Raw genomic sequence first — 26,099 nt, 5'->3', positions numbered from 1 at the left:
TGTCACATCAGTTGCTTTTTTAGATTGTTCGTCCTCTAAACAGTGGTGAGATACTTGCACCCAAACCGCATAAGGATAAAAAAATGTCTGACAAATCTTTAGGTGTTCATTCAGAAGTCGGTAAATTACACAAAGTTATGGTGTGTTCTCCAGGTCTTGCCCATCAAAGACTGACACCGCAAAACTGCGATGATTTATTGTTTGATGATGTCATGTGGGTTAGCAAAGCCAAAAGTGATCATTATGATATGGTCACAAAGATGCGAGATCGCGATATTGAGGTGGTTGAGATGCATCAACTGCTCGCACAAACCCTTGATAATAGTGATGCCATGCAGTGGATTATGGATCATAAAATCACTGATAATCATGTCGGTACTTTATTGGCGAGCGAAGTGAGAGATTGGTTGACCAAACTTGAGCACAAGAAACTGTCCTCGTTTTTAATTGGCGGTGTCACCACTGAAGAGTTACCGAATGATATTGGGGCGTCACTCAAAAAATTATCCGCACTGTCAGGTACGACTGAGTTTGTATTGCCACCACTGCCCAATACTCAGTTTCCTCGCGACTCTTCAAATTGGATATATGGTGGTGTGACGCTTAACCCAATGTACTGGCCCGCTCGCCAGCAAGAAACACTCCTTATTTCTGCTATTTATAAATTTCATCCAGACTTTAAAGGCGCTGATTTCAAAATTTGGATGGATGATACTGAAGAAGATTTAAGCGGCTGTAGCTTAGAAGGTGGTGATGTCATGCCTATCGGCAACAAAACCGTGCTGATTGGTATGGGTGAGCGAACGTCACAACAAGCGATTACCAGACTGGCCAAGACTTTATTCATCGATGGTTCGGTTGACCATATCATCGTAGCAGCCTTACCTAAGCAACGTTCTGCGATGCATTTGGATACTGTATTTACGTTTTGCGACATTGATTTGGTCAACGTGTTTCCGGCAGTGACAGATCATATTACGACCTTTCATATTCGTCCTGATGAAAGCAAGCCACACGGTATAGATGTGCGCGAAGATGACAGACATTTTTTGAAAGTGATAGAAGAAGCCGCAAGGGTCGATAAATTAAGAGTGGTAGAAACAGGCGGCAATAGCTACGAAGTTGAGCGTGAGCAATGGGATGATGGTAACAATGTCCTTGCCCTTGAGCCAGGCGTTGTCATCTCTTATGACCGCAACACTTATACCAACACGTTACTGCGTAAACAAGGCATTGAAGTGATTACGATTCCAAGCTCTGAGCTGGGCCGTGGACGTGGTGGTGGTCACTGCATGACTTGCCCTATCATTCGCGATTCAACAGATTAGGGCATATCCTCAATTCAAACGAGTGTCATCTAACTGGGTTAAAAATGGCTGGATTTTGCCAAACATCGTCAAATAGCGGGGCAATATCTCGATATTACCGACACTATTTTTCTTGTTTGACGGCAATTTATCTCATTTTTATCTCCAGTTTTGAGATGAAGACACACCCTAGAGCATGTTGAATCTTACCTGCTCATAGCGGTGCCAAATACAGTGATAGTCCATTCAAAATAAACAAACACTAAAAATTAAGGAATTATCATGAGTTTCAATCTTCACAACCGTGATCTGCTGAGCCTTATGCATCATAGTGAACGCGAGCTTACTTATCTTTTGGATATGGCTCGTGACCTAAAAAGAGCGAAATACTCAGGCACAGAACAAAAGCATCTTTTGGGCAAAAACATTGCGCTAATCTTTGAGAAAACCTCAACCCGCACTCGCTGTGCTTTTGAAGTAGCGGCATATGATCAGGGTGCCAATGTGACGTTTATTGGCCCAAACTCATCACAGATCGGCTACAAAGAGAGCATGAAAGACACCGCTCGTGTGTTGAGCCGTATGTATGATGCCATCGAGTATCGCGGATTCGGTCAAGAGATTGTCAATGAGTTGGCAGAATATGCGGATATTCCTGTCTTTAACGGCCTAACGAATGAATTTCATCCCACACAAATGCTAGCAGACGTAATGACCATGCGTGAGCATACCGACAAATCAACCCATCAGATTAAGTATGCTTATTTTGGTGACGCGCGTAATAACATGGGCCGCTCATTATATTTAATGGGCGCTAAGATGGGTATGGACGTACGCCTTTGTGCCCCTAAAGACTTATGGCCTGAAGCAGACTTTTTGGCCACTTGTGCAGACTTTGCCAAAGAATCAGGTGCGCGTCTTACCATCACCGAAGATGTAAAAACGGCGGCAAAAGACGTTGATTTCGTTCATACCGACGTATGGGTATCGATGGGTGAGCCTATTGAGAGCTGGGCGGAGCGAATCGATGCGCTAATGGCTTATCAAGTCAATATGGATCTGATAAAAGCCACTGGCAATCCAAGAGTGAAGTTTATGCATTGTTTGCCCGCTTTTCATAACTCAGATACTGAAGTTGGTAAAAAAATCACTGAAAAATACCCACAGCTCGCAGACGGTATCGAAGTGACCGAAGAGGTATTTGAATCCTCTTACAACATCGCATTTGAGCAAGCCGAAAACCGTATGCATACGATTAAGGCCGTTCTGGTCTCTGCGCTTGGTAATATCTAACATATGACATTAGCAACGCGTGCTACTGGGGCGTGCCCTTAATTCAATCGATAGTCATCTAAATAAGTTCAAAGTGGCTAAATCTTGCCAAACGGCGTCAAATAGCTGACTAATATCTCGATATTATCTGCGCTATTTTTCTTGTTTGACTGCCATTTATCTCATTTTTATCACTATTTTTGAAATGAAGACACGCCCTGATATGACGTTAACTGAAGACAATGCGTAGGGAAATATCATGAGGTTACTAATTGCCTTAGGTGGTAATGCTTTATTAAAACGTGGAGAGCCGTTATCTGCTCACAACCAACGCCAAAACATCAAGACGGCCGTTGAGCAGATCAGTAAGATTACGGAGGGTAACGAGTTAGTCATTGCTCACGGTAATGGCCCGCAAGTCGGTTTGCTTGCGTTGCAAGGCGCGGCTTACACTGAAGTCGATACTTATCCATTAGACGTTTTGGGCGCAGAAACGGAAGGTATGATTGGCTACATCATCGAGCAAGAGCTTGGGAATGTCCTGCCGAGAGACTCCTCCATTGCTACCCTGCTCACTCAAGTAGAAGTCGACCGTAAAGACCCTGCTTTTAACAGTCCAACCAAGCCTATTGGCCCTGTATACTCAAAAGAGCAAGCAGAAAAGCTAAGTGCGCAAAAAGGCTGGGTTGTTAAAGCCGATGGTCAATACTTTAGGCGAGTGGTTGCAAGCCCTAATCCCAAAAAGATATTTGAGCTAAAACCCATACAGTGGCTGCTTGAAAAAGGTGCGATTGTGATCTGTGCAGGTGGTGGTGGTATCCCAACGGCATTTGATGAAGATGGCTGTTTGCAAGGGGTCGAGGCAGTAATCGATAAAGACTTGTGCGCATCCTTACTTGCCCGTAGCCTTGAATGTGAGTTATTGGTGATTGCCACGGATGTGGCGTATGTTTATACAGACTTTGGGACGGACAAACAACGAGGTATCTTGCAGGCGCATCCAGACGCTTTAAGTGAGCTTGATCTTCCTGCGGGCTCTATGGGACCAAAAGTTGCAGCGGCTTGCGAGTTTGCGCGTGCGACTGGAAACACCGCCATCATCGGCTCACTGACCAATATTGGTCAGACACTTGAAGGAGGTGGAGGTACTCGTGTTTCAATGGAGTACGAAGGCTTCACGTATGCCGCTGTATCTCCGAAAAACACAGAGTAATTCTTCGATTTAATCCATGTTCTCACGATATAAAATATTTTTTGAGTTGTTCCTGAAATAACCGGTTTAGCGGCTCTGCAGGATATCTATCGGTCTGCCTTGCAGTAGATGGTGGCAACAATAACAGCACTTACCCTCCGCGTTACATGAAGAATAGGTCTGTCGATTCAAGCTTGGCTTTTACCATGACATTGCCAGGAAGTACTACTTGGAGTACCCACAATTCTAATGGTTCTGAATTCTGACCTATGCTATTAATCCCGTAGACATTAACTTTGGGAGAATGCTTATCCTGCCAAGCTGCAACTATAAATATAGCTTGTAGATAACCACTTATGAATCGCCAAGCACTGCTATTCACTTTTATCTGACCATGGACTTGATAGAAAATCACTAACACATAGGTTACCGCCTATACCTCCTCTATCTTCCCCTCTTTTATAACCTCCTCGATAATATTTGGACATTTAATAGTCGGCAGAGATGCCATTTTGATATTAGACCAGCCTTCAACCACCATAGGATGGTTAAGCATGAAGCCAATAATATCAACAACAACCTATTTAATCTTTTGATAATAAAAGGAATTGATCGTTATTTGAGCTATGCTGACAAAACTTGTAGCTGCGTAATTGATATCTCCCAAGCTTGTTTGTACGGATTTGACATTGACAGTATAAGTCACTTTTTAACCAGACACAGATGGTGCATAGAAAATCATAAAAACCATCATGGTGCGAAAAAAGTGCAATATCTCTTAAAAAGACCGATATTGGTGCGTTTATTTTGTATTTTGGAATGGCATAAATATTGAAGTATTAATAGCAGTTAGGAATGGTTTGTTAACTCGGCCTGCCAAGCTGCTACTTTATCTTTTTGGAGAAATACATGTCTTTATTGCCAACGCTTATCACTGCTACTCCTATAAGTACAAATTATCGTATCGACTCAAAACTCACATCACGTTTGTCTCTACTAGCAGTAGCCGTCGTAGGTAGCTTAAGCCTTATAGGTTGTCAAAAACCTGCAGAAACTAGTGCTGAAACCAATTCTACAGCCACAAAAACCGAAACGGCCGAGACCGCTACTACCCCTGCGGCAGATGGTGACACCATCAAAGTTGGCATCTTGCATTCTTTATCTGGAACGATGGCCATCTCTGAAACATCATTAAAAGATACTGCCCTCATGACCATTGATGAAATTAATGCCAATGGCGGTGTGTTGGGTAAGCAGCTAGAGCCAATCGTCGTAGACCCCGCTTCTGATTGGCCGTTATTCGCTGAAAAAGCTCGTCAGCTATTAACTCAAGACAAAGTGGATGTCATATTTGGCGGTTGGACGTCGGTATCACGTAAGTCTGTGCTGCCTGTCGTTGAAGAGTTAAATGGCCTTATGTTCTACCCTGTGCAGTACGAAGGTCAAGAGCAGTCAGAAAATATTTTCTACACTGGGGCAGCTCCCAATCAACAGGCTATTCCTGCTGTTGAATACTTAATGAGTCCAGAGGGTGGTAGTGCAGAACGCTTTGTCTTACTTGGCACAGATTATGTCTATCCTCGGACTACTAACCAGATACTGCGTGCTTTTTTAAAGTCTAAAGGCGTCGCTGAAACAGACATCATGGAAGAGTATACCCCTTTCGGTTTTAGCAACTATCAGACCATCGTGGGTAATATTAAAAGCTTCTCTACTGGTAAAAAGACGGCGGTTATCTCTACCATTAATGGGGATTCAAACGTACCCTTTTATCGTGAACTTGCCAATCAGGGTATTAAAGCCTCTGATATCCCCGTCATGGCATTCTCAGTAGGAGAAGAAGAGCTTCGCGGTATCGATACCAGCTTATTGCAAGGGCATTTAGCATCATGGAACTACTTTATGTCGGTTAAAAATCCTGTCAATAGCGGCTTCACCAAAAAGTATAAGAAATATGCGCTAGATCATAAGCTACCGAATGCTGAAAAGGTCGTGACCAATGATCCTATGGAAGCCACCTACGTGGGTATCAATATGTGGAAACAAGCAGTCGAAAAAGCAGGTACCACTAATGTCGATAAAGTGCGTATTAGTATGGGAGGTCAGACTTTTGACGCGCCATCAGGGTATACATTAAAAATGGATGAGGAAAACCATCACTTATGGAAGCCTGTCATGATCGGTCAAATCCGTGCCGATGGTCAGTTCGATGTGATCAGCAAAACGCCAAAAGTCATTCGTGCTGAGCCATGGAGTCAGTACATCCCTAAATAAGGTTGTGGTCACCCAAGCCTTAGTCCCTAATCCTTAGCCCCTTAATGGTATCAATACCAGCAACCCTTTAGCTCCTCTACTGATAAAACAGTTTTCAGTAGAGGTTAGAGGAGTGTTGACTGCAAAAAAGGAACCATCATGTCACATTCTCCTTCCTATTATAAAAGTGACGCGCAAGCCAATTATTCTAATAAGACTTTTGTCATCGCCTTACTATCTTTACTCCTTCTCATTGCTATCACATCGCCTGCTCATGCTCACGAGACATCAGCAGTACACAGCCATGGCGAGAAGCTATCGACTAATACTGTGGCAGCGACATCCAATGCTGTAAGTGAAGAGACCTTACTTGCTCAAGACGACACCTTGCTTGCTCAAAACAAGCAGTCTCTTACTACGCCAGCTAATCTTGCGGTAAGTAAAGGGGATGCTATCGAGCAGTTCGTTGCTGCTGACTTCACCAAGCGCCAAACCATGCTCAATCAGTGGCCGGGGTCAGTTGAGAGTTTGGATGCTTTAGTTGAGCTGATAAAAAACGATGAGCTATATCAAGGCAATGGCGGGCAAACCTACCTACTTAACAGCGAAGATGAGCTATTTACTTATCCTGCTAAACAGCTGACCACCGAGTGGCCGAGTGACTTGGCGCAAGTGACTTTGACCAATACGCTACGCTCAGCCTTAGTATTTGGACAAGCCAAGGTTAAGCTTGAGTCAAACGATCCTACGCAACGTGTGCAGGCAGTTGCCATCTTAGCGGACAATATCGAACAGCTAGATCCAGCACTCATAAGTACTGCTGCCACTAATGAGGAAGACGACGACGTCAAAACGGCGTTGAGTACTTTACAAGCAAGAATTGATTTTAGAGACGGCGACGTTACTACCCAAATTGCCGCACTTACCGTGCTTGCTGATAGTGATAGCCCGCAAGTCTTAGTTGATGTCAAAAAAGCATTGGCGGCAGATGATATCGATCCTGTGCTCAAATCTGCGCTGTTAGACGCTGAGGATAGTATTGAGCAGCGCATTACCATCAGTACTTGGATAGGTCATCTATTCACGGGGCTTAGTACGGCAAGTATCTTACTACTCGCGGCATTAGGGCTGGCCATTACTTTTGGGCTACTGGGTGTCATCAATATGGCTCACGGTGAGCTCATTATGATTGGTGCTTACGCCACTTATATGGTGCAAAATCTCTTTCAAGCGTATTTTCCTAGTATGACTGGATGGTATCTGGTTGCTGCTATACCCGTCGCTTTCTTAGTCAGTGCCATTATCGGCATGATTATCGAACGAATCATTATTCGCCCGCTTTACGGTCGTGAGCTTGAAACCTTACTGGCAACCTTCGGTGTCAGTCTGATTCTTATGCAGTTGGTTCGGATGATATTTGGCGCGCAAAACGTCGAAGTCAGCAATGTCGACTGGTTGAGCGGTGCCTATCAAGTGTCCTCGAGCCTTGTGCTTCCCTTCAACCGTATCGCTATTATCGGCTTTACCATCATTATTCTTATGCTACTGGTGTACTTACTTAATAAGACTCGTTTCGGGCTATTTGTGCGCGCTGTCACTCAAAACCGGCAAATGGCTCGTGCGGTTGGTATATCCTCTGCTCGCATCGATATGTTGGCTTTTGGGCTTGGCTCAGGTCTCGCAGGTCTCGCTGGCTGTGCTTTGGCGCAAGTGGGCAACGTCGGACCCGACTTAGGTCAAACTTATATTATTGATGCGTTCTTAGTCGTCGTGGTTGGCGGTGTTGGGCAAGTATGGGGCGCGGTATTGGCATCTTTAGGTCTTGGTGTCAGTGGTACGGTGCTTGAAATTGGCATTGGTGCTGTGATGGCTAAAATTGTATTACTGGTTCTTGTGATTTTGTTTATTCAAAAACGTCCACAAGGTTTATTCGCCCTCAAAGGCCGTTTTGTGGATTAAGGAGAACCTCATGCGTTTGACTCAATTATTATCTGATTCCCCACGTAATGCCATTTTGATTGGTTTGTGTTTTTTAGTGCTACTGATATTGCCTTGGCTCCATCTACTACCTGAAACCTCTAGTTTTCATTTGTCTGCTTACTGGATAACGCTCATCGGTAAAATAATGGCACTGGCTATGGTAGCACTGGCGCTAGATCTCGTCTGGGGCTACGCCGGCATCCTAAGCTTAGGTCATGGTCTTTATTTTGCGCTAGGAGGTTATGCCTTTGGCATGTATTTGACGCGTGAAACTGCTGGCACGGGCTTGCCAGACTTTATGCGTTTCTTAAGTTGGACCGAGCTGCCGTGGTATTGGGCAGGCACTCAACATTTCTGGTGGGCGATGGCTCTAGTGGTGCTAGTTCCCGGTCTAGTCGCTTTTATCTTTGGCTATTTTGCTTTTCGCTCAAAAATCAAAGGGGTTTATTTTTCGATTATTACTCAGGCCATGACCTATGCTGCCGCCTTATTATTCTTCCGTAACGAAACAGGCTTCGGTGGTAACAATGGCTTTACAGGTTTTACCACGCTATTAGGCTATGACATCACTGCCTCTTCAACGAGAGCTGTGCTGTGTTTTACGACCGCTTTGGCGCTGCTACTGTCCTATCTTGGACTACGCTATCTGATGAGCCAGCCTTATGGGCGCGTGCTCGGTGCCATTCGTGATAGTGAAAATCGCTTGCAATATTTAGGCTATCGCACGCTTTGGTACAAGCTTTCGGCTTGGGTATTGTCTGCAGTCATTGCTGGTATCGCTGGTGCTCTATATGTACCGCAAGTTGGCATCATTAATCCCGGTGAGATGAACCCCGTCAACTCTATCGAGATGGCAGTATGGGTGGCTGCGGGAGGCAGAGGTTCACTCATTGGTGCTATCGTAGGCGCAGGTGCCATCAATGCGATTAAGACTTATTTTACTGTCGCCTACCCTGAGTTTTGGTTGCTTATCCTAGGTGGATTATTTGTGGTGGTTACTTTATTTCTCCCTAACGGCATCATTGGCGTACTTGATCGTTTTAAAAAGGAAAAAGAATAATGTTAATAACTAATACTGCTACTTCTAATGTTGCTACTTCCCAAAAAGTTACTAACGATGCGCTTGTTAAAAACAATCCTAGTATCAATAATCCAATGAAAAACTCTAAAAATACACCACACATAACGGTCGCAGAAAACACGCCTACCCGACCAGTCACTACTCTGGCTGAAGATTACGGAGATAGCGGAGGCTTGGCGCATCCTGTTCCCAAATCAGGGCCAGATATGAGACATGGTATTGCGCTGTATTTAGAAGACGTTAGCGTGTGGTTTGACTCATTCCGTGCACTCAATGATCTATCTCTATACATTGAGGCAGGCGAGCTACGCTGCATCATCGGCCCTAATGGCGCAGGTAAGACGACTTTAATGGATGTCATCACTGGTAAAACGCGTCCCACTAAAGGCAGTGCATTTTTCGGTCAAGTACATAATTTAGCCAAACTATCTACCGAAGAAATAGCGGAAGCAGGCATTGGCCGTAAGTTTCAAAAACCCACCGTGTTTGAGAAATTTACCGTACTCGATAACTTAATGCTGGCCGCGCCAAAGGACAAACGAGTGTCAAAAAGCTGGTTTACTCGTATTGATACAGAAATCCAAGATACACTTGACTCAACGCTTGATCAAATACGCCTAAAAGAGCTGATTAACAAGCCAGCAGGACTGTTATCTCATGGTCAAAAACAGTGGCTAGAGATTGGGATGTTACTGATGCAAAGACCAAAGCTTATTTTGCTTGATGAACCAGTGGCAGGCATGACAGATGCCGAAACCGAACATACTGCTGAGTTGTGTCTACGCCTTAAAAAAAATCATACTTTAATCGTGGTTGAGCATGACATGACTTTCATTGATGCCATAAGTGAGAAAGTAACGGTCTTAGCAAATGGCGCTATTTTGGCTGAAGGCACGTTGAATGAAGTACAGAATAATGAGGCCGTTATTGAGACTTACTTGGGTCGATAATTGATAGTAGTGCTTAAAAATAGACCTAAAAAATAGAGGTGCTTATATGTTAGAAATTAATGCCATAAATCAATATTACGGTGGCAGTCACATTTTACGTGATGTCACCCTCGCCGCCCCTGTAGGAGAATGTAGCGTAGTACTGGGTCGTAATGGCGTCGGTAAAACCACCTTGCTTAAATGCTTGATGGGCATCCTACCAATAAAATCAGGTGAAATTTTATTAGACGGTAAGGACATTAGTCAGATGACGCCTGAGCAGCGTGTGCGCGCAGGACTCGCTTATGTACCGCAAGGACGCGATATCTTTTCCACCTTGACCGTTGAAGAAAACATTCTGATTGGCATGGCGAAATTTTCTCAACGAAAAGCAAGCAAAGTACCCAAACACTTGTATGATATATTTCCAGTGCTGGACGAGATGAAGCATCGGCGCGGTGGCGATCTATCTGGCGGTCAGCAGCAGCAGCTCGCTATTGCTCGTGCGCTTGCCTCCGAGCCATCTGTGCTGGTACTCGATGAGCCAACTGAAGGTATTCAGCCCTCTATCATCAAGGACATCGGGCGGGTGATCAGGGATTTAGGTTATCAAGGTGAAATGGCCATTATACTGGTCGAGCAGTTTTATGAGTTTGCAGAAGAGCTTGCCGATAACTATACCGTGCTCTCTAGAGGACAAGTGGTTGCTCAAGGGGCTGGAGTTGACATGGCAAAAAACAATATTCAAGAGTTGGTGGCAATCTAAAAGGACACTTTATAAAAAGACACTTTCTAAAAGGGAATACAATTTTGACTTGGCAATCCTCACTACAGCTCCATTTCGACTGCGCCTCTACTGCTGCAAAAACTCGGCTGTATCATCGTGCCCATACTGGGGCATTAATGGTGCAGCGCGCGCTGTATCCTGAGCCTGATAGTACTGATAACAGCCAAGCAGGGATTTGCCATATTTATGTATTGTATCCTCCTGCTGGTATCGCCGATGATGACCGTTTAACATTGGAATTTAACCTACACTCTAATAGCCATGCGGTGATTACCACCCCTGGAGCCGGTAAATGGTACGGGCAACGTAAATCATTACGATTCTCTAGACTCAGCGACTCATCAAAATTTAACAACGGTACTCAATCGGCACATAGCAACACTTCTAACGACTGTTTTAATGATGTTATCAGTGCTGAACAGCATATCGACGCCCGCCTCGATGATCACGCTGTCCTTGAATGGCTACCACAAGAAAGCATCTATTACGATCATTCTGTCTCTACTGCCAATAATCGCTTTTATTTGGCTAAGACAGCAAGTTTGTTGACTTGGGATATTGCTGTGTTCGGACGTCAAGCGTATCAAGAGACGTTTGCTAATGGTCATTATGCCAACCGCTTAGAGATATGGCGTGAGAGTGATTTATTGGTCAGTGAGTGCACCTCCCAGCCAGCAAATACGCGCTGGTTTACCTCACCATTAGGATTGAACAATCAACATGTGCATGGCTCTTTTTGGGCAATACCTAGCGCAGAGATTATTGCGCCTGAGTTACAGAATAATCCGCTCAAGCTCGGTCAATATTTAGATGCCACTATTACCGAGATACGCCATCTCATTGATACGCAGTCATTACCTATTTATTGTACTCATAATTTTCAAGCTATTAATTGCCGTTATTTAGGGGCAGATGTGCGTGCGTGCTTTGAAGCCTTTTACCAAATTCGCGAGCTTATCAGGTCTAAATGGTACAAGCTTGAGCCTCATCGACCGAGAATTTGGGACACTTAGTATCATGTGCTCCCACTTAATCTCATCCTCAAACAATGCTGAATCAAACCAGAATGACTCTACTTAGTACATTTAACTTAGTACATTTACTTTATGAAGATTAAAAACGGTTCATAGTCTTTAAAGCACAATAATTATTAAGGAAGCTTTATGCAATTAAATCCTACCGAAAAAGATAAACTTTTACTATTTACAGCCGGTATGGTAGCGGAACGTCGTAAAAATCGCGGTGTAAAACTCAATTATCCTGAGTCTATCGCTTACATTAGCATGTTACTAATGGAAGGCGCGCGTGATGGCAAAACCGTGGCACAACTGATGAGTGAAGGAGCCACTTATCTCTCTGCCGATGACGTCATGGAAGGCATTGCAGAGATGATACATGATGTCCAAGTTGAAGCCACTTTCCCCGATGGCACTAAGCTGGTGACGGTACATAACCCCATCGTATAGCTTGTTTGTGTATGGCGATGTCTCTGTTCTAGTAATAAATCGCACTAAGAAACGATGTAACCTACTAGTAAAACGATATAAAACGAAAAACGCTTTAAAATTAAATTGTAGCTAATGCGATAAGACGATTAAGGATAATAAAAATGACGATGAAAGTAGGCGAATATAAGATTAAAGCAGGCGATATGGCTTTGAATGCTGGTCGCTGCGTTCAAACCATAGCAGTAATCAATACCGGCGACCGCCCTATTCAAATCGGTTCTCATTATCACTTCTATGAAGTCAATGCAGCACTGAGCTTTGATCGAGAGTCGACGCTTGGCTATCGACTCAATATCCTATCTGGCACTGCGGTACGCTTTGAGCCGGGACAAACGCGCGAAGTGGAGCTGGTTGCCATCTCAGGTAGACAGCATATCTATGGTTTTGCGGGCAAAGTCATGGGCGTTGTAGACCCTAAAACCTCTCAAAACACCTCGAAAAAACGCATTGACCGACGTATTTATGCCGAACATTTTGGCCCTACCACAGGGGATAAAGTACGCTTGGCAGATACAAATTTATGGCTTGAGGTTGAGTATGATTTGACCAGTCATATTGATCACCAGCCTGACATTGATAGCGTCAGCATCGGTGAAGAGGTTAAATTTGGCGGCGGCAAGGTTATCCGCGATGGCATGGGTCAGTCACAGCTGCTGGGTGAGCAAGTTGCCGATACTATTATTACCAATGCTCTGATTGTGGACTACAGCGGTATCTATAAGGCAGATGTGGCTATCAAAGAGGGTCGTATCAGTGGCATCGGTAAAGCTGGCAATCCTGATATTCAGCCTAACGTGACGTTACCTATTGGCGCGGCTACCGAAATTATCGCAGGAGAAGGTAAAATCTTGACTGCTGGCGGTATCGATAGCCATATTCATTTCATTGCACCGCAGCAGTGTGAGACGGCATTGATGTCTGGTGTAACCACGATGTTAGGCGGTGGTACGGGACCTGCTGAAGGTACTCTTGCCACCACTTGTACGCCTGGTGCCTATCATATCCACAGTATGCTAAAAGCCACTGATGCTATTCCGATGAATATCGGATTCTTAGGTAAAGGCAATGTTAGTCTGCCTGCCCCCATTGTTGAGCAAATCGAAGCGGGTGCTATCGGGCTTAAGCTTCATGAAGACTGGGGTTCCACGCCCAAAGCCATTGATAACTGCCTTAGCGTGGCTGAAGAATATGATGTGCAAGTGGCTATTCATACCGATACGTTGAATGAAAGCGGCTATTTGGATAGCACTCTAGGTGCCTTTAAAGATCGCTGTATTCATACCTTCCATACTGAAGGCGCTGGCGGTGGTCATGCACCAGATATCTTAAAAGCTATTGGCGAAACCAACGTTTTACCCTCGTCCACCAACCCAACGCGCCCGTTTACAATCAATACCATTGACGAGCATCTCGACATGCTCATGGTTTGCCACCACCTAAGCCCAGCCATTGCTGAAGATGTTGCTTTTGCAGAAAGCCGTATTCGTAAAGAAACCATTGCCGCTGAAGATATTTTACAAGATATGGGCGCTATCTCTATGATGAGTAGTGATTCGCAAGCGATGGGACGCGTGGGAGAAGTCATTATTCGCACGTGGCAAACAGCTGATAAAATGAAAGCCCAGCGTGGCCACCTTGCTCCTGATCAATCAGCTAAAACTGAGCAATCTTCAGAGCATATCATGCTAAGCCCTACGGATTCTGATAGCGGCAACGATAATTTTCGTATCAAACGTTACCTCGCAAAATACACCATTAATCCCGCAATCACTCATGGCATTAGTGATGAAGTGGGATCACTTGAAATAGGAAAGTGGGCAGATTTGATCTTATGGACGCCGGCATTTTTTGGCGTAAAGCCTGATTTAATTATAAAAGGGGGTTTGATTGCAGCGGCACCTATGGGCGACCCTAATGCCTCCATTTCTACTCCGCAGCCTGTGCACTATCGCAGCATGTTTGGCAGCTTCCCCAAAACAGTGGCGCAGACTTGCATCACCTTTATGTCAAGTGCGGCTATTGATAAGGGAGTTGATAGGCAATTAGGATTAGAAAAGGTCATCAAAGCGGTACACAACATTCGCAAGGTACGCAAACAAGACATGAAGTTTAACAGCTACTGTCCTCAGATGGAGGTCAACCCTGAGACTTATGAAGTATATGCCGATGGTGAGCTGCTGACCTGTGAGCCTGCCGACTATCTACCGATGGCACAGCGCTACTTTTTATTCTAGCTGCTTTTTATTGCCGTGCTGATAATCCCCCATCAGCTGTGAATAATCTATTTTAACGGACTATAAACATAATTATGAACATTTATACGCAACGTCTTGATCCATCAACCCTCAACTCTGAACAACAAGCAATTATCGATAGGCAAAAACAGGCAGAAAACTTTTTATATTTAGATTTCGATACCCGTCAGCGTAGCCGTTTTAAAGCAGAAACCCAGCATCAAGAAACCATTGGTGTTGATTTGCCACGTACGGAAACCATTAAGAATGGCAGTGTTTTAGCAGACTATCAAGGCAACCTAATACAGATTATGGCCGCCAAGCAGGGATTAATCGAAGTAACTGCCGATAATAACTTTGACCTTATGAAAGGCGCTTACCATTTAGGCAACCGCCATGTGCCTTTAATGCTGACCCCTACTGCCCTCTACTTTGAGCCTGACCATGTTTTAGAATCGATGTTACATCAACTTGGCCTACATACCCAAGCCGTACAAGCGCCATTTGAGCCAGAAACGGGTGCTTATAAAGGCAATCAAGGCGGACATTCTCACTCTCATGATCATGGTAATAATCACAATCATAGTCATCACGATCACGACCATTCACACACCCATGGCAACTCTCATGACTAATCATGCCACGCACTCCCAGCACCCTGCCAGTACTGCACAAGGTATGAATGATTTGAATCATGCAGATGTGACCGGACGTTTGCTCATGCTGGCGTCAAGCAACTTACCTATTGGCAGTTATACCTACTCGCAAGGCATAGAACCTGCTATTGAGTCAGGGCTTATCCATGATGAAAGCAGTAGTATGGATTTTATGAGTGATTATCTGGAGCTGGCATTATGTCGTTATGAGCTACCGCTACTAGCGCTCATGATTGAAGCCCTTATGATTGAGGACGTCGCACTTGCTGATGCTTTAGGTGCAGATTACCACGCTAGCCGCGAAACCAAAGAGTTCGTTTATGAGTCAAGTCAATTGGCTCTGTCTTTATCCGCATGGCTTGATAATGTCCTTGAGCTCAATGTGCCTGATAGCTTACTCGCTCATGGGTTTTTGCCGCTGTTTGCCCATATTAGCTCGCACTGGCAATTTAACCCTGTACAAGCCATGACCACTTACGCTTTTGGTCAAATCGAAAATATGGTGCTGGCTGCGGTCAAAACCGTACCACTTGGACAAATGGCAGGACAGCGAATCATTTGGCAGCTGCAACAGCTATTAAGCCAACAAGTACAGCCACTGGCTGCTAGCGTCAAGCAAAGCTTTTTGTACGCTCAAAGGCTGCCGTTAATGGCAGATAGCTCTGACATAGCGATATCAAAGCTAAATCTACTTTATCAACAGCTACAAATATCAGCCAACTTACCAAATTTAGCGCTCCTGTCTTGCCAGCATGAAAGGCAATATAGCCGCCTATTTCGCTCTTAATCGCTGATAACCCAAACACTTATTGAGGACATTTATTTATGGCACTGACTCCTAAAGTCGAAAAGAAACATTCAGACACGACATTATCGCCACTACGCTTAGGTATTGGTGGCCCTGTAGGCTCAGGAAAAACGGCATTGACGCTGAGATTGTGTCAACGCCTGCGCGATGACGTCAACATGGCAGTAGTGACCAATGATATTTATACCAAAGAAGATTCTGAATTTTTAACGCGTCATGAGGCCATGCCAGCCGAGCGTATTCGCGGTGTCGAAACGGGTGGCTGCCCGCATACTGCCATCCGTGAAGATGCCTCGATTAACCTATCTGCCATCGCCGAATTACAGCAGCAGTTTGCAGGTCTTGAGCTTATTATCATCGAGTCTGGTGGCGATAATTTGGCAGCCACCTTTAGTCCTGAATTATCCGACTTGACACTATATGTCATTGATGTCTCGGCAGGCGATAAAATTCCTCGTAAAGGCGGCCCTGGTATCATGAAATCGGACTTGCTCATTATTAATAAAACCGACCTTGCCCCTTACGTAGGCGCGTCACTTGAGGTGATGGCACGTGATGCCAAAAGAATGCGCGGCGATAAGCCTGTGGTTTTTAGCAACATGAAAACGGGTGAAGGCGTTGATGACATCGTTGCTTTTATCCTTGATAAAGGCATGATAAACATAGCGTAAGACCGTGCCTGTAATGCCACATGCTATGGCATAAATAGATGTTCTGCAAACTACTGAATGATAAGCAGATTATCAGACAGTGATCATATCGATTAGCTTACAAATTAAGGATTTATCATGACCATAAAAACCTCACAATCCATGACACGTAAAAACCTGACTAACAAAACGGCAATGGTCAGTGGCTTAGCACTGCTAACATGGTTGGCAACGCTACCGACACTGGCATTTGCTCACCCAGGACATGGCTTGATAGTAGCAGAGAGCATATTTAGCAACTCAATGTTGTCTGGTATATTGCATCCTTTGACTGGGTTCGACCATCTGATGCTAGCACTGGGCATGGGCATGCTATTTACCCAAATGCACAGCTTCAAAAAAGGCTTTGCCTCATTAGCCATTGGTTTGGTAGCAGGGTTTGCGTTGAGTTTAAGTGTGAGCCTTAACAGCACGTTGATTGAATTCGGTATCCTACTGTCTATCGTCTTATTAACCCTAGCACTTATGAGCCGCTACTTTAACCATGCACCGAATCAAAGCAACGAGGCATCAGTGAACACATGGCATAACTTAGCCATCGTTGGCTTTGGTGCACTCGCTATGTTCCATGGTGCGGCACATGCCATTGAAGTTCCTGCCAACAGTAGTACTGCTGGATTCTTTATCGGTATGATTGTTGCCATGCTAAGTCTGTATACTGTCGGCAAAGGGTTTGCTACCTATCTAAACACTCATCTGCAAGACAGCTTGATTATTCAACGTGTTATAGCTGTTGTCGGTTTATGCGGTGTGCTGTTGAGTTAGTTCTAGCAGAATATTAGCAGCTTTATTAAACATCGCTTATCCATGCTAATGATCTATCATAATAGTCTTCGATAACATTGACCTATGCTTTCAAATCTATAGACATTAACTTGGGAGATTTGCGTATTGTAGTTTCATAAAAACTTCCTCTATGATGGTAGGATAAAATTGGTTGAATTTTCTTATTAATAATTGTAATGATGAGCGATTACTTATCTAATCAAGCACGCCGCTAATATTAGGGTCTGTTGAACATTCAAATGTGGAACAGACCCTACATTTTTTAATTATTCAACGTATCACTATCAATACGACCATCAACCAAATTAATCGTTCGATCACAGGATGCTGACAAGCGCGGATCATGAGTAACCAGCAATACTGCGCAATCACGTTCCTGATGGACTTTTCGGAATAACTCGAACACTTCTCCGGCCGTAACGGTATCCAGATTACCCGTAGGCTCATCGGCTAACAATAATGCAGGCTCAGTTATAAGCGCTCTAGCAATGGCGATACGCTGTTGCTGTCCACCTGAGAGCTCGTTAGGTTTGCTGTCAGCAAAGCGCTCTAGACCAACCGCTGCTAGCAGCTCGCGCGCTTTTTGAATAGCGAACTTATCTGGACGACCCTGTGTTAGCGTTAGAGGCATCAAGATATTATCTAAGGCACTGAAAGCTTGAATTAAATGATGAAACTGAAACACGAAGCCGATACTACTGCCGCGCAAAGCGGTGCGACCAGCATCATTCATAGCACTGGTTGCTTGACCCAACAGATACAGCTCGCCGCTAGTTGGCTGATCCAATAACCCTAGCACATTTAATAAAGTACTTTTACCTGAGCCTGAAGGACCAATCAGGGCTGCAAAATCATCAGTACCAATCGTTAAGTCAATACCGTGAAGCACCTCAATCTCATTAGGTTGACCGATGTTATAAGACTTTTTGAGCGCCTCTAAACGCAAGACTTCGTGAGATTGTCTGGACATAAGGGTTGACGTCTTATTAGAAAAATTAGTAGAACGGCTGTTAAGAGTGTCTGTGGAATCAGTATTAGACATAACGAATAGCCACCACGGGATCAAGTGCCGCTGCTCGCCGCGCTGGAATAGCGGCGGCTATAATACCGGTTAGCGTTGCTAACGACATAGTCACTAAGATCAAGTCTATCGATATTGGAATCGTAAATATATTGGGTCCAAAGGTATTAAAAGACCATACCAATAAATAGCTTACGCCACTACCGACAATCGAGCCTAACAAGCCAAATACAGCCCCTTGAATCAAGAATATTCGCAAAATTTGCTGTCGGGTCGCGCCCATTGCTCGTAGAATACCAATTTCTCGCGTACGCTGAACCACACTGACCGACAACACACTGGCAATGCCAAAAGCCACTGAGATCGCTACAAAACCTACGATCATATTGCTAGATAGGCTTTGAGCAGTGAGACCGCTCAGCAGTTGGGCATTGGTCTTTATCCAGCTTTCTGCTTGCAGCGAGGTCAAACGTCCAACTTGCGCAGCGATCTTCTCTGCTTCAAAAATATCTTCAACAGTCAGATCAATGACTGTGATACCACCCGGCAAGTTTAGTAAGGACTGCGCTTGTTTTAGGTCTAGATAAACGTAGCGTGCATCGAGCTCTCGTACGCCAAGCTCGAATATACCAGCGATATTGACTACAGCGCTGTTGTTATTGAGATTATTATTGAAATTATTATCGCGACTACTATCATCATCGTCTTGACCGCTATCTAAGCGCAGTTTGCTACCGACTTCTACACCCAAGTTTTTAGCCAATTCACTGCCAATCAATACATTATCTGCGCTCACTCGTAGCTCGCCACTGATTAAATACTCACTGAGTGGTATGATTTTTTGATAGCGCTCCAGATCAGTACCGACTAGTATCACTGACTCCAATGCCTCACCACGCCGTACGAAACCAGGCCCAGATACGTTTGGTGATACTGCTGTTAAGAGAGGCAGCTGATCTAAAGTATCAGTGATTTGCTGCCAATTATTGATTGAACGCAGGCGCTGCGGACGCTTGTCCTCTTTTATCAGTTGTAGCGTATCATCAACAGGCGGCGCTATTAGGTTGACTTCATCTGGCGATACTAAGCGAATATGTGCCTGACTACCAAGGGTGCTATCAATAAGGTTGGTCTGCAATCCTTGAATCAATGCGGTGATAAATATAATAACCGCAACCCCTATTGCCACTCCCAACGTAATCATCAGTGACTGTATTCGTCCCTCGCGCAAAAAACTGATGGCAATGTTTGCATCAATCCAAAATCTACCAAAAAAAGCCGTCAATTGACTGTCTCCACTGATTGGCTCTTATCATTTGCCGTCGTTATCTTGTCAGCATCAGTATTAGCAAAAGGGGCTGCTTGCTGAACGGTTCTAACTCGTGCGCCATCAGCTAGTGAGGCAGTGGCATCAACCAAGATCTCATCGCCTGCGCTTAAACCTGAGAGCACCTCTGATGCTGACAACCCACGCAATCCTAATCTCACTTGCTGGCGTTGTACTTGACCATTGCGTGATAGCAGAACGTCAGCATTGTCTTTTTTGACATTGGCTAACGCATCATTAGGAACCACCACCGCTTTTGCACGTCGATCCGTTTCGATATTTACTGATACCGTCATATCTTGACGCAAAAACTCAGGTATAGGATCGACGGCCAATCTCACTTCTACCGTACCACGCTGTGGATCTATGCTTGGCGCAATAAAGCTGATACGCACTGGGAATGGTCTATCAGGATAAGCATCAGCAATAGCGACCGCTTGTTGCTCAACTTCTAGGCTGGATAAATTACGCTCATCAAGCGGTACTCGTATCTCAGTATTACCATCGAGAGCGATAGTGAATAAGCTCTGACCCGGCTGTACTAACTCCCCTATCTCAACATTACGAGTCAAGATAGTGCCGGATACTTTGCTACGTACTTGCGTTTTATTGAGCTGCGCCTGCAATGCTGCGATACGGGCACGTAATAAGTCCTCCTCTACACCACCAGTGGATAATGCCTTTGCTTTGAGGCGGGCGTTTTCAAGGTCATTACGGGCTTGTTTTTGTACTTGGATTGCCTGCTCCATTTCTTCATCAGAAATGGCCGAGATGGCTGCTAACTCACGCCTCCGCTCGACATTACGGCTAGCTTGCGCCAATGCAACTTCGGCATTGGCCAAATCCACTGCTGCCTGTGGACGATTACTACTGACCAGCTCTGCCAGTTCTGCTTCTGCTTGACGCACTTGAGCAGTAATTTCATCGGCGCTAAGAACTAGCAATAAATCACCAGCTGCTACTTGCTGACCTTCCTGTACCAGTCGTTCTAATACCACACCAGCCACTTCACTACCAATCTCAGTACGTGAGACTGCAACGATACGTCCAGTCGCTACTACCGTCTGCACCAGAGGCATAGAAGATATTTTATAGCTTGGTAACAGCGGTCCTTGCCACCAGCGAAACACTAAAAAGCCTGCGACAGCTATGAGTAATAGTGCGCTAACAATAGATTTATAAGGAATAGCGCGCAATGAGTTTCTCCAGTTCATAGTAAAGAGCTATCTAAGTGTAGCACCTGCTAAATTTGATTAGGGTCTGTTGAACATTCAAATATTAGGACTGCTGATTGCTAAAATCGCATCAAACTAGGCGTAAACCGACGATAATGTCGAGACCTTAGTTAGGTTTGCAACAACGTTTGGGGTGATTTTAGCATCAGCCTTTCAGGGCAGGGCTATTTTTTGCCAATACATGGTGAAATTATCTAACCTAGAACGACTAGGCGTCAAAAATTTCACTGCGTATTGTCTAAAAAATAGCTACCGCCAGTGCCACATTTGAATGTTCAACAGACCCTATTATCAAATATTACCGGAAAGAATTAATTATCATAAATAAACTCAACCATCACCAAGATGTAATGGTCAACTAATTGAGGACCGACCCTAATATTTTTATAGAAATGAAGGTTGAATAATAAAGTAAATTGACTTAATAATAGGTCTATAAGTTTTAGACATTTATCTAGCGACTTATATCCACTACTTTTAGGAAATGAATACAATGACGTATAAAAATGTAACGGTCGCTGGAAGCGGCATCCTAGGCTATCAAATTGCTTTTCAAGCCGCATTCCATGGTTTTAATGTCAGTGTCTATGATATCAATGACGAGATATTAGAAAAAGCAAAGTCAAAGTTTCCATTGATGAGCAAGGCTTTTCGAAAAGATTTGGGAGCAACGCAAGAGCAATTGGACAAGACCTTTGAAAATCTGAGCTATACCTCAAACTTAGCGGAAGCGGTCAAAGATGCCGATCTAATGATTGAAGCCATTCCTGAGATTCCTAAAATTAAAATCGAATTCTATGAAAAACTTGCCAAACTAGCGCCAGAGAAAACGATATTTGCCACCAATACCTCAACCTTACTCCCTAGCCAGTTTGCGGCATCAACGGGACGACCTGCGCAGTTTTTAGCCCTACATTTTGCCAATAAAATTTGGATGCATAATGTCGCTGAAATCATGGGGCATCCTGGCACAGATCCTAAAGTGTTTGATGATGTTGTTGCTTTTGCTACCGCCATTGGCATGGTGGCACTACCGCTGGACAAAGAGCAACCCGGCTATATAATGAACAGTTTATTAGCGCCTTTCATAGACGCAGGCCTACAATTACTAGCCAAAGAAGTTGCCGATCCGCATACAATAGATAAGACGTGGATGATAGTGACTGGCGCGCCTGTAGGGCCATTTGGCATATTGGATACGATAGGTATCAATACGGCCTACAACATCACTAAGCTAGCCGCTGAAACGACTCAAAACCCAGTCAGATTCAAGGCCGCTAAGTATCTAAAAGAGCAGTTGATCGATCAAAATAAACTGGGTGCTGCGACTGGCGAAGGATTTTATACTTATCCAAACCCTGCCTTTATGAGTCCTGATTTTTTGAAATAACAAATAGATTATAAAGTCGGCTTTTACTCACCAGTTTGCCTTGCTCTGCAAGCTGGCTTATCAGCAATAGCTTTCTTTTCTCTCCGCAGCATAGTTTTTGATATACCATCAAAAATAAATAATTTAGTTTACTAGGGTGTGTCTTCATTTTGAAAATAGTGATAAAAATGAGATAAATTGCAGCCAAGCAAGAAAAATAGTGCAGATAATATTGGGATATTGACCTGCTATTTGATGCAGTTTGGCAAGATTTAGCCATTTTTAGCCCATTTAGTCGCTTTCGTTCAGATTGAGGACACTCCCTAAACAAGATAACCTGTATCTACATTAACGACCTACCCACACTCTGTAGATATAATAAGGTGGCTGACCTTGATCGACAGTGCCAGTGAACTGTGGTGTTTTATGTAATTGATTGACTGCAACATATAACCATCCATTTGCATCTAAAGACACATTGTCAGGCCAATCGAATCGACTATCTCTTACCAACGAGGTTAGCTGTCCTTTATTATCAAGCACATCTACGCCATTATCGTTTAAGTTGGTAAAGTAGTGGTTTCCGTGACTGTCTGCAGTAGCACCATCAGATACGGGCTTGTCACCAACACGGGTAATGCTCTTACCAATCTGCTCATCGCTGGCATTTGCTCTAAATAAGGTCGCGTCTAAGCTGTACCAAGACTTACCATTCATCGCGCCAAAATAAATCGTATTGTTATCGGCGGACATCGTGATTGGGTTGATACCATTATTTGTCGGCTGACCACCTAGCATGATATCTACGCCATTGATCACCATTTTTGCGTCAGCTTCAGGTTGTAAAGCGACGTGATTGCCAAAACGACGTATTTCATTGGTATTCATATCAATCGCAATAATAGCTGGATTGGGAATATCAGCCAAATAAATCCATCCGTTCTTTCTATCAACCACTAAATCTTGCACAAAACTATTTTTGGGTGCGATGTCTGTAGGTATATCGATTTTGCTAATTAATGCGCCGGTTTTAATATCAAAGCCCCAAACACGAGTTTTACCGATGTGCTGACCCATATCAACAATCCATAACCCACCTTGATTGTCTTTGGTGATACCTAGTGGCGTATCAATGGTCGCTTCACTGTACTGACCTTTAGGTGATTGAAACTTATTTGAAGGCCAAGGCTTATAACTGTTGGCGCCAGTCACTTCAAATAACTGCACGCCCTGCTCACCGTCGTTCGGATGCACGGTAGAAAACACTCGACCATCAGCCGTAGCCATGACATTCCCTGGACGAATAGGCAAAGCGATCACTGTTTCTATCTGTCCCGATGTCGCCACTTCATTTTTTACTTGAGGAGCGGATATAGCTTCGCTCTTTAATAGACTACATCCTGCTAGGGCTATAGTGGCCAACCCAATAATAAAAATGTTTTTCATCGTTGATTCCCAAATATTTAAAGAGGCCTATGATAGCCTTTTTATCTATTAAACAATACGGGCTGCTTGGCTATGATTGATTACCCATCAGCTATTACCCCATTGCTCTTTATTTCAATGACAAATAAAGCGCTGGTAAGTGTCAACATTGAGATTCAAAAAGCACAACTTTTCGCAGGTTTTATCTTCGATCGTTATTTAACCGACCCTATTTTCTCTGATAACGCTTTATCCAGACTAAGAGAACCGCCGCCTTGTACGGCTAAAGCAAGCAAAGCGACCATCAAGACTAAGGCGTATTCGTAACCACCATCAGCGGCAAATAAACCATTACTGATATGTACAGAGAAAATCGCAACTAACATCGTAAATGCAGCAACCAGTGCGGCAGGTCGTGTGAGTAAGCCCAAGACTAAGGCAAGACCACCAAAGAACTCAGCGCCGCCTGCCAATATCGCCATTAGCAAACCAGGCTCCATACCCATACTACTCAGCCATTGCGCAGTGCCTGCTAGCCCATTGCCACCGAACCAACCAAATAGCTTTTGCGCGCCATGGGCAGCCAAAATCAAACCTATTGGTACACGTAGTATTAGAGCAGCTGCACCAGCATTCGATAGTAAAGCTTTATGTAGTATTGACGTTTTCACTAATGATTACTCCATCATGTTTATTATTTAAAGTTATTCGATCTATTGGAATGAACACACTTTACTATCAATAAATCAAAAGAGTAAGATGGATAATATTGAATGATTAACAACAAAACATTTATAATTTATTTGACGACTAACTGGTAGTAGGAAGTAATATGGACAGAATCGATGCGATGCGTACCTTTGTAGCGGTGGTGAACGAGGGCAGCTTTAGTAAGGCGGCAACTACTACACAGCTCTCACCACAACTGGTCAGCAAATATATTGCGAAACTAGAGGAGCAGCTACATACTCGCCTGCTCAATCGTACGACTCGTAAAGTAAGCGTGACTGAAGCTGGCAGCCAGTATTTTATCCATGCGCAGCAGATTTTATTGAGTATTGATGAAATGGAAGCGCAATTGGGCGGTTTACAGCAGCTCCCTAAAGGTATCTTACGAATCAGTGCGCCCGTCTCGTTCGCCTTAAAGCATATGGCAAAATTGGTCACTGACTTTCAAGCACGATACCCTTCAGTCACTGTTGATCTACAGCTAAGCGACCGAAAAGTCGATATTGTTGAAGAAGGGTTTGATGTTGCACTGCGTATTGGACAGCTTGAAAGCTCATCACTTATTGCTAAGAAAATCGCACCTATTCGTGTGGTTTTATGCGCATCGCCCGACTATCTTAATATTCACGGTACGCCTAAACGACTTGAGGATTTAGAAGCGCATCGCTATTTGCATTATAGCTATATGAATATAGAAACTAAGGGACAAGTTTTCAAATACCTAAAAGCCAAACAACTCAAGGAAAGTAGTGTTTTTCGGAGTAACAATGGCGACGTATTGGTAGAAGCAGCCATCGAAGGCGCTGGATTGGTATTACAACCGACCTTTATTGCTAGCAAAGCATTAAATGCTGGCAAGCTAGTCATAGTGCTACCTGAATATGAACCGACCCCTATCGGATTATATGCCATCTATGCCCATAGAAAACTGCTACCTCACAAGATCAGGTGTTTCATTGATTTTATGGCAGACTATTATGGTACACCGCCATATTGGGATGAATGTATAAGCAGGAAATGATTAAAAACTTCAATGATCAACCACTGATTTATTAATACTTACGGTTGCCTTGAAAATTTGAACGCGAATAAGCAACTGAGAGATCTATATATCAAAGAAAAATACTACTGTAATAGCAGAAAGACATCCGTATGAAGACTATACCGTAGAAGTAGTAATCAAAATGCCAGTCCCTCAAATGTTCTGGCATTTTTTATGTCATTCATGAAGTATTTAGCTTCTTATGTAAAACCCTATTGAACGAACGTTCAGGCAAAGTTATACTCATTTGTATTGTGCATGATGGCGATTAGAAAGATCTAGTCGATATCCGTCGCTAAGGAAGCAGCAAAAACTGCTTATATCACGATCATGCCCCAGTCGCTTGGAAATTCTACGAGACCTAAACACAAAAGGATGTGTGTAAAATGGGTAATACTTTAAGCCAGATAACCGCTTTATTCGATCTACCTAACATGAGCACTGTGAT

General features: G+C 43.9%; 22 protein-coding genes. 17 read left to right on the top strand and 5 right to left on the bottom strand.

The genetic code is table 11. The features are described 5' to 3' along the window. The first annotated feature begins 83 nt into the window (after positions 1 to 83). From arcA to J5X94_RS00225, 15 genes are all read left to right on the top strand, one after another. Positions 84 to 1,328 (top strand): arginine deiminase, encoded by a 1,245-nt coding sequence (arcA, locus tag J5X94_RS00295; protein ID WP_210539242.1) that lies wholly within the window; start codon positions 84 to 86, stop codon positions 1,326 to 1,328. Positions 1,329 to 1,589: 261 nt separating this feature from the next. After that, positions 1,590 to 2,600 carry an ornithine carbamoyltransferase gene (locus tag J5X94_RS00290; RefSeq protein ID WP_210539241.1) on the top strand — a complete coding sequence of 337 codons (1,011 nt, stop codon included), beginning with the start codon at positions 1,590 to 1,592 and terminating at the stop codon, positions 2,598 to 2,600. Positions 2,601 to 2,838: 238 nt separating this feature from the next. Further along, positions 2,839 to 3,792, top strand: coding sequence for a carbamate kinase (arcC, locus tag J5X94_RS00285; RefSeq protein ID WP_210539240.1), 954 nt, complete (start codon positions 2,839 to 2,841; stop codon positions 3,790 to 3,792). Between the two features lie 942 nt (positions 3,793 to 4,734). After that, positions 4,735 to 6,045: an urea ABC transporter substrate-binding protein gene (gene urtA, locus J5X94_RS00280; protein ID WP_026037277.1), complete on the top strand. Its 1,311-nt coding sequence runs from the start codon at positions 4,735 to 4,737 to the stop codon at positions 6,043 to 6,045. Positions 6,046 to 6,183: 138 nt separating this feature from the next. Continuing rightward, positions 6,184 to 7,983, top strand: a complete 1,800-nt coding sequence (gene urtB, locus J5X94_RS00275; protein ID WP_210539239.1) for an urea ABC transporter permease subunit UrtB — start codon at positions 6,184 to 6,186, stop codon at positions 7,981 to 7,983. A 10-nt stretch (positions 7,984 to 7,993) separates the two neighbouring features. Next, positions 7,994 to 9,064, top strand: a complete 1,071-nt coding sequence (urtC, locus tag J5X94_RS00270; RefSeq protein ID WP_010200558.1) for an urea ABC transporter permease subunit UrtC — start codon at positions 7,994 to 7,996, stop codon at positions 9,062 to 9,064. Further along, the gene (gene urtD / locus J5X94_RS00265; RefSeq protein WP_210539238.1) at positions 9,064 to 10,035 is read left to right on the top strand and encodes an urea ABC transporter ATP-binding protein UrtD; all 972 of its coding nucleotides are present in this window, start codon (positions 9,064 to 9,066) and stop codon (positions 10,033 to 10,035) included. The genes urtC and urtD overlap by 1 nt, the downstream gene beginning before the upstream one ends. Before the next feature lie 46 nt (positions 10,036 to 10,081). After that, positions 10,082 to 10,780 (top strand): urea ABC transporter ATP-binding subunit UrtE, encoded by a 699-nt coding sequence (gene urtE / locus J5X94_RS00260; protein ID WP_011513331.1) that lies wholly within the window; start codon positions 10,082 to 10,084, stop codon positions 10,778 to 10,780. A 44-nt stretch (positions 10,781 to 10,824) separates the two neighbouring features. Then, a complete protein-coding gene (locus J5X94_RS00255) occupies positions 10,825 to 11,814 on the top strand; it encodes an urease accessory protein UreD (protein ID WP_210539237.1) in 990 nt (329 codons plus the stop codon). 150 nt (positions 11,815 to 11,964) lie between these two features. Beyond that, entirely contained in the window at positions 11,965 to 12,267 is a 303-nt protein-coding gene (gene ureA, locus J5X94_RS00250; protein ID WP_010200554.1) for an urease subunit gamma, read from the top strand. A 143-nt stretch (positions 12,268 to 12,410) separates the two neighbouring features. Beyond that, positions 12,411 to 14,543, top strand: a complete 2,133-nt coding sequence (ureC, locus tag J5X94_RS00245; protein WP_228293092.1) for an urease subunit alpha — start codon at positions 12,411 to 12,413, stop codon at positions 14,541 to 14,543. Positions 14,544 to 14,617: 74 nt separating this feature from the next. Then, positions 14,618 to 15,178: an urease accessory protein UreE gene (ureE, locus tag J5X94_RS00240; protein WP_210539236.1), complete on the top strand. Its 561-nt coding sequence runs from the start codon at positions 14,618 to 14,620 to the stop codon at positions 15,176 to 15,178. Next, complete coding sequence (locus J5X94_RS00235) at positions 15,171 to 15,986, top strand: urease accessory protein UreF (protein WP_210539235.1); 816 nt, start codon at positions 15,171 to 15,173, stop codon at positions 15,984 to 15,986. Before ureE ends, J5X94_RS00235 begins: the two co-directional genes overlap by 8 nt. Positions 15,987 to 16,024: 38 nt before the next feature. Further along, entirely contained in the window at positions 16,025 to 16,678 is a 654-nt protein-coding gene (ureG, locus tag J5X94_RS00230; protein WP_210539234.1) for an urease accessory protein UreG, read from the top strand. A gap of 117 nt (positions 16,679 to 16,795) precedes the next feature. After that, on the top strand, positions 16,796 to 17,482 hold the full coding sequence (locus J5X94_RS00225; RefSeq protein ID WP_210539233.1) for a HupE/UreJ family protein: 687 nt from the start codon (positions 16,796 to 16,798) through the stop codon (positions 17,480 to 17,482). Between the two features lie 283 nt (positions 17,483 to 17,765). On the opposite strand, the gene J5X94_RS00220 is transcribed toward J5X94_RS00225, so the two are convergent. The 3 genes from J5X94_RS00220 to J5X94_RS00210 all read right to left on the bottom strand — a co-directional run bounded on the left by J5X94_RS00220 (position 17,766) and on the right by J5X94_RS00210 (position 21,047). Further along, the gene (locus J5X94_RS00220) at positions 17,766 to 18,473 is read right to left on the bottom strand and encodes an ABC transporter ATP-binding protein (protein WP_189582290.1); all 708 of its coding nucleotides are present in this window, start codon (positions 18,471 to 18,473) and stop codon (positions 17,766 to 17,768) included. Between the two features lie 64 nt (positions 18,474 to 18,537). After that, complete coding sequence (locus J5X94_RS00215) at positions 18,538 to 19,809, bottom strand: ABC transporter permease (RefSeq protein ID WP_228293091.1); 1,272 nt, start codon at positions 19,807 to 19,809, stop codon at positions 18,538 to 18,540. After that, entirely contained in the window at positions 19,806 to 21,047 is a 1,242-nt protein-coding gene (locus J5X94_RS00210; protein WP_210539997.1) for an efflux RND transporter periplasmic adaptor subunit, read from the bottom strand. The genes J5X94_RS00215 and J5X94_RS00210 overlap by 4 nt, the downstream gene beginning before the upstream one ends. 532 nt (positions 21,048 to 21,579) lie before the next feature. Here J5X94_RS00210 and J5X94_RS00205 point away from each other — a divergent pair. Further along, entirely contained in the window at positions 21,580 to 22,476 is an 897-nt protein-coding gene (locus J5X94_RS00205; protein ID WP_210539232.1) for a 3-hydroxyacyl-CoA dehydrogenase, read from the top strand. Between the two features lie 327 nt (positions 22,477 to 22,803). Here the strand turns inward: J5X94_RS00205 and J5X94_RS00200 are convergent, their stop codons facing one another. Beyond that, the gene (locus tag J5X94_RS00200; RefSeq protein ID WP_210539231.1) at positions 22,804 to 23,901 is read right to left on the bottom strand and encodes an L-dopachrome tautomerase-related protein; all 1,098 of its coding nucleotides are present in this window, start codon (positions 23,899 to 23,901) and stop codon (positions 22,804 to 22,806) included. 194 nt (positions 23,902 to 24,095) lie between these two features. Beyond that, on the bottom strand, positions 24,096 to 24,551 hold the full coding sequence (locus tag J5X94_RS00195; protein ID WP_201588626.1) for a DoxX family protein: 456 nt from the start codon (positions 24,549 to 24,551) through the stop codon (positions 24,096 to 24,098). A gap of 161 nt (positions 24,552 to 24,712) precedes the next feature. On the opposite strand from J5X94_RS00195, the gene J5X94_RS00190 reads away from it, so the two are divergent. Next, a complete protein-coding gene (locus J5X94_RS00190; RefSeq protein ID WP_194621143.1) occupies positions 24,713 to 25,630 on the top strand; it encodes a LysR family transcriptional regulator in 918 nt (305 codons plus the stop codon). The last annotated feature ends 469 nt before the right edge of the window (positions 25,631 to 26,099 follow it).

This window comes from Psychrobacter sp. K31L (assembly GCF_017942195.1).
Classification (GTDB): Bacteria; Pseudomonadota; Gammaproteobacteria; order Pseudomonadales; family Moraxellaceae; genus Psychrobacter; species Psychrobacter glaciei.
Note: the sequence above shows the minus strand (reverse complement) of the source record. Positions and strands in the feature narration are given on the sequence as shown.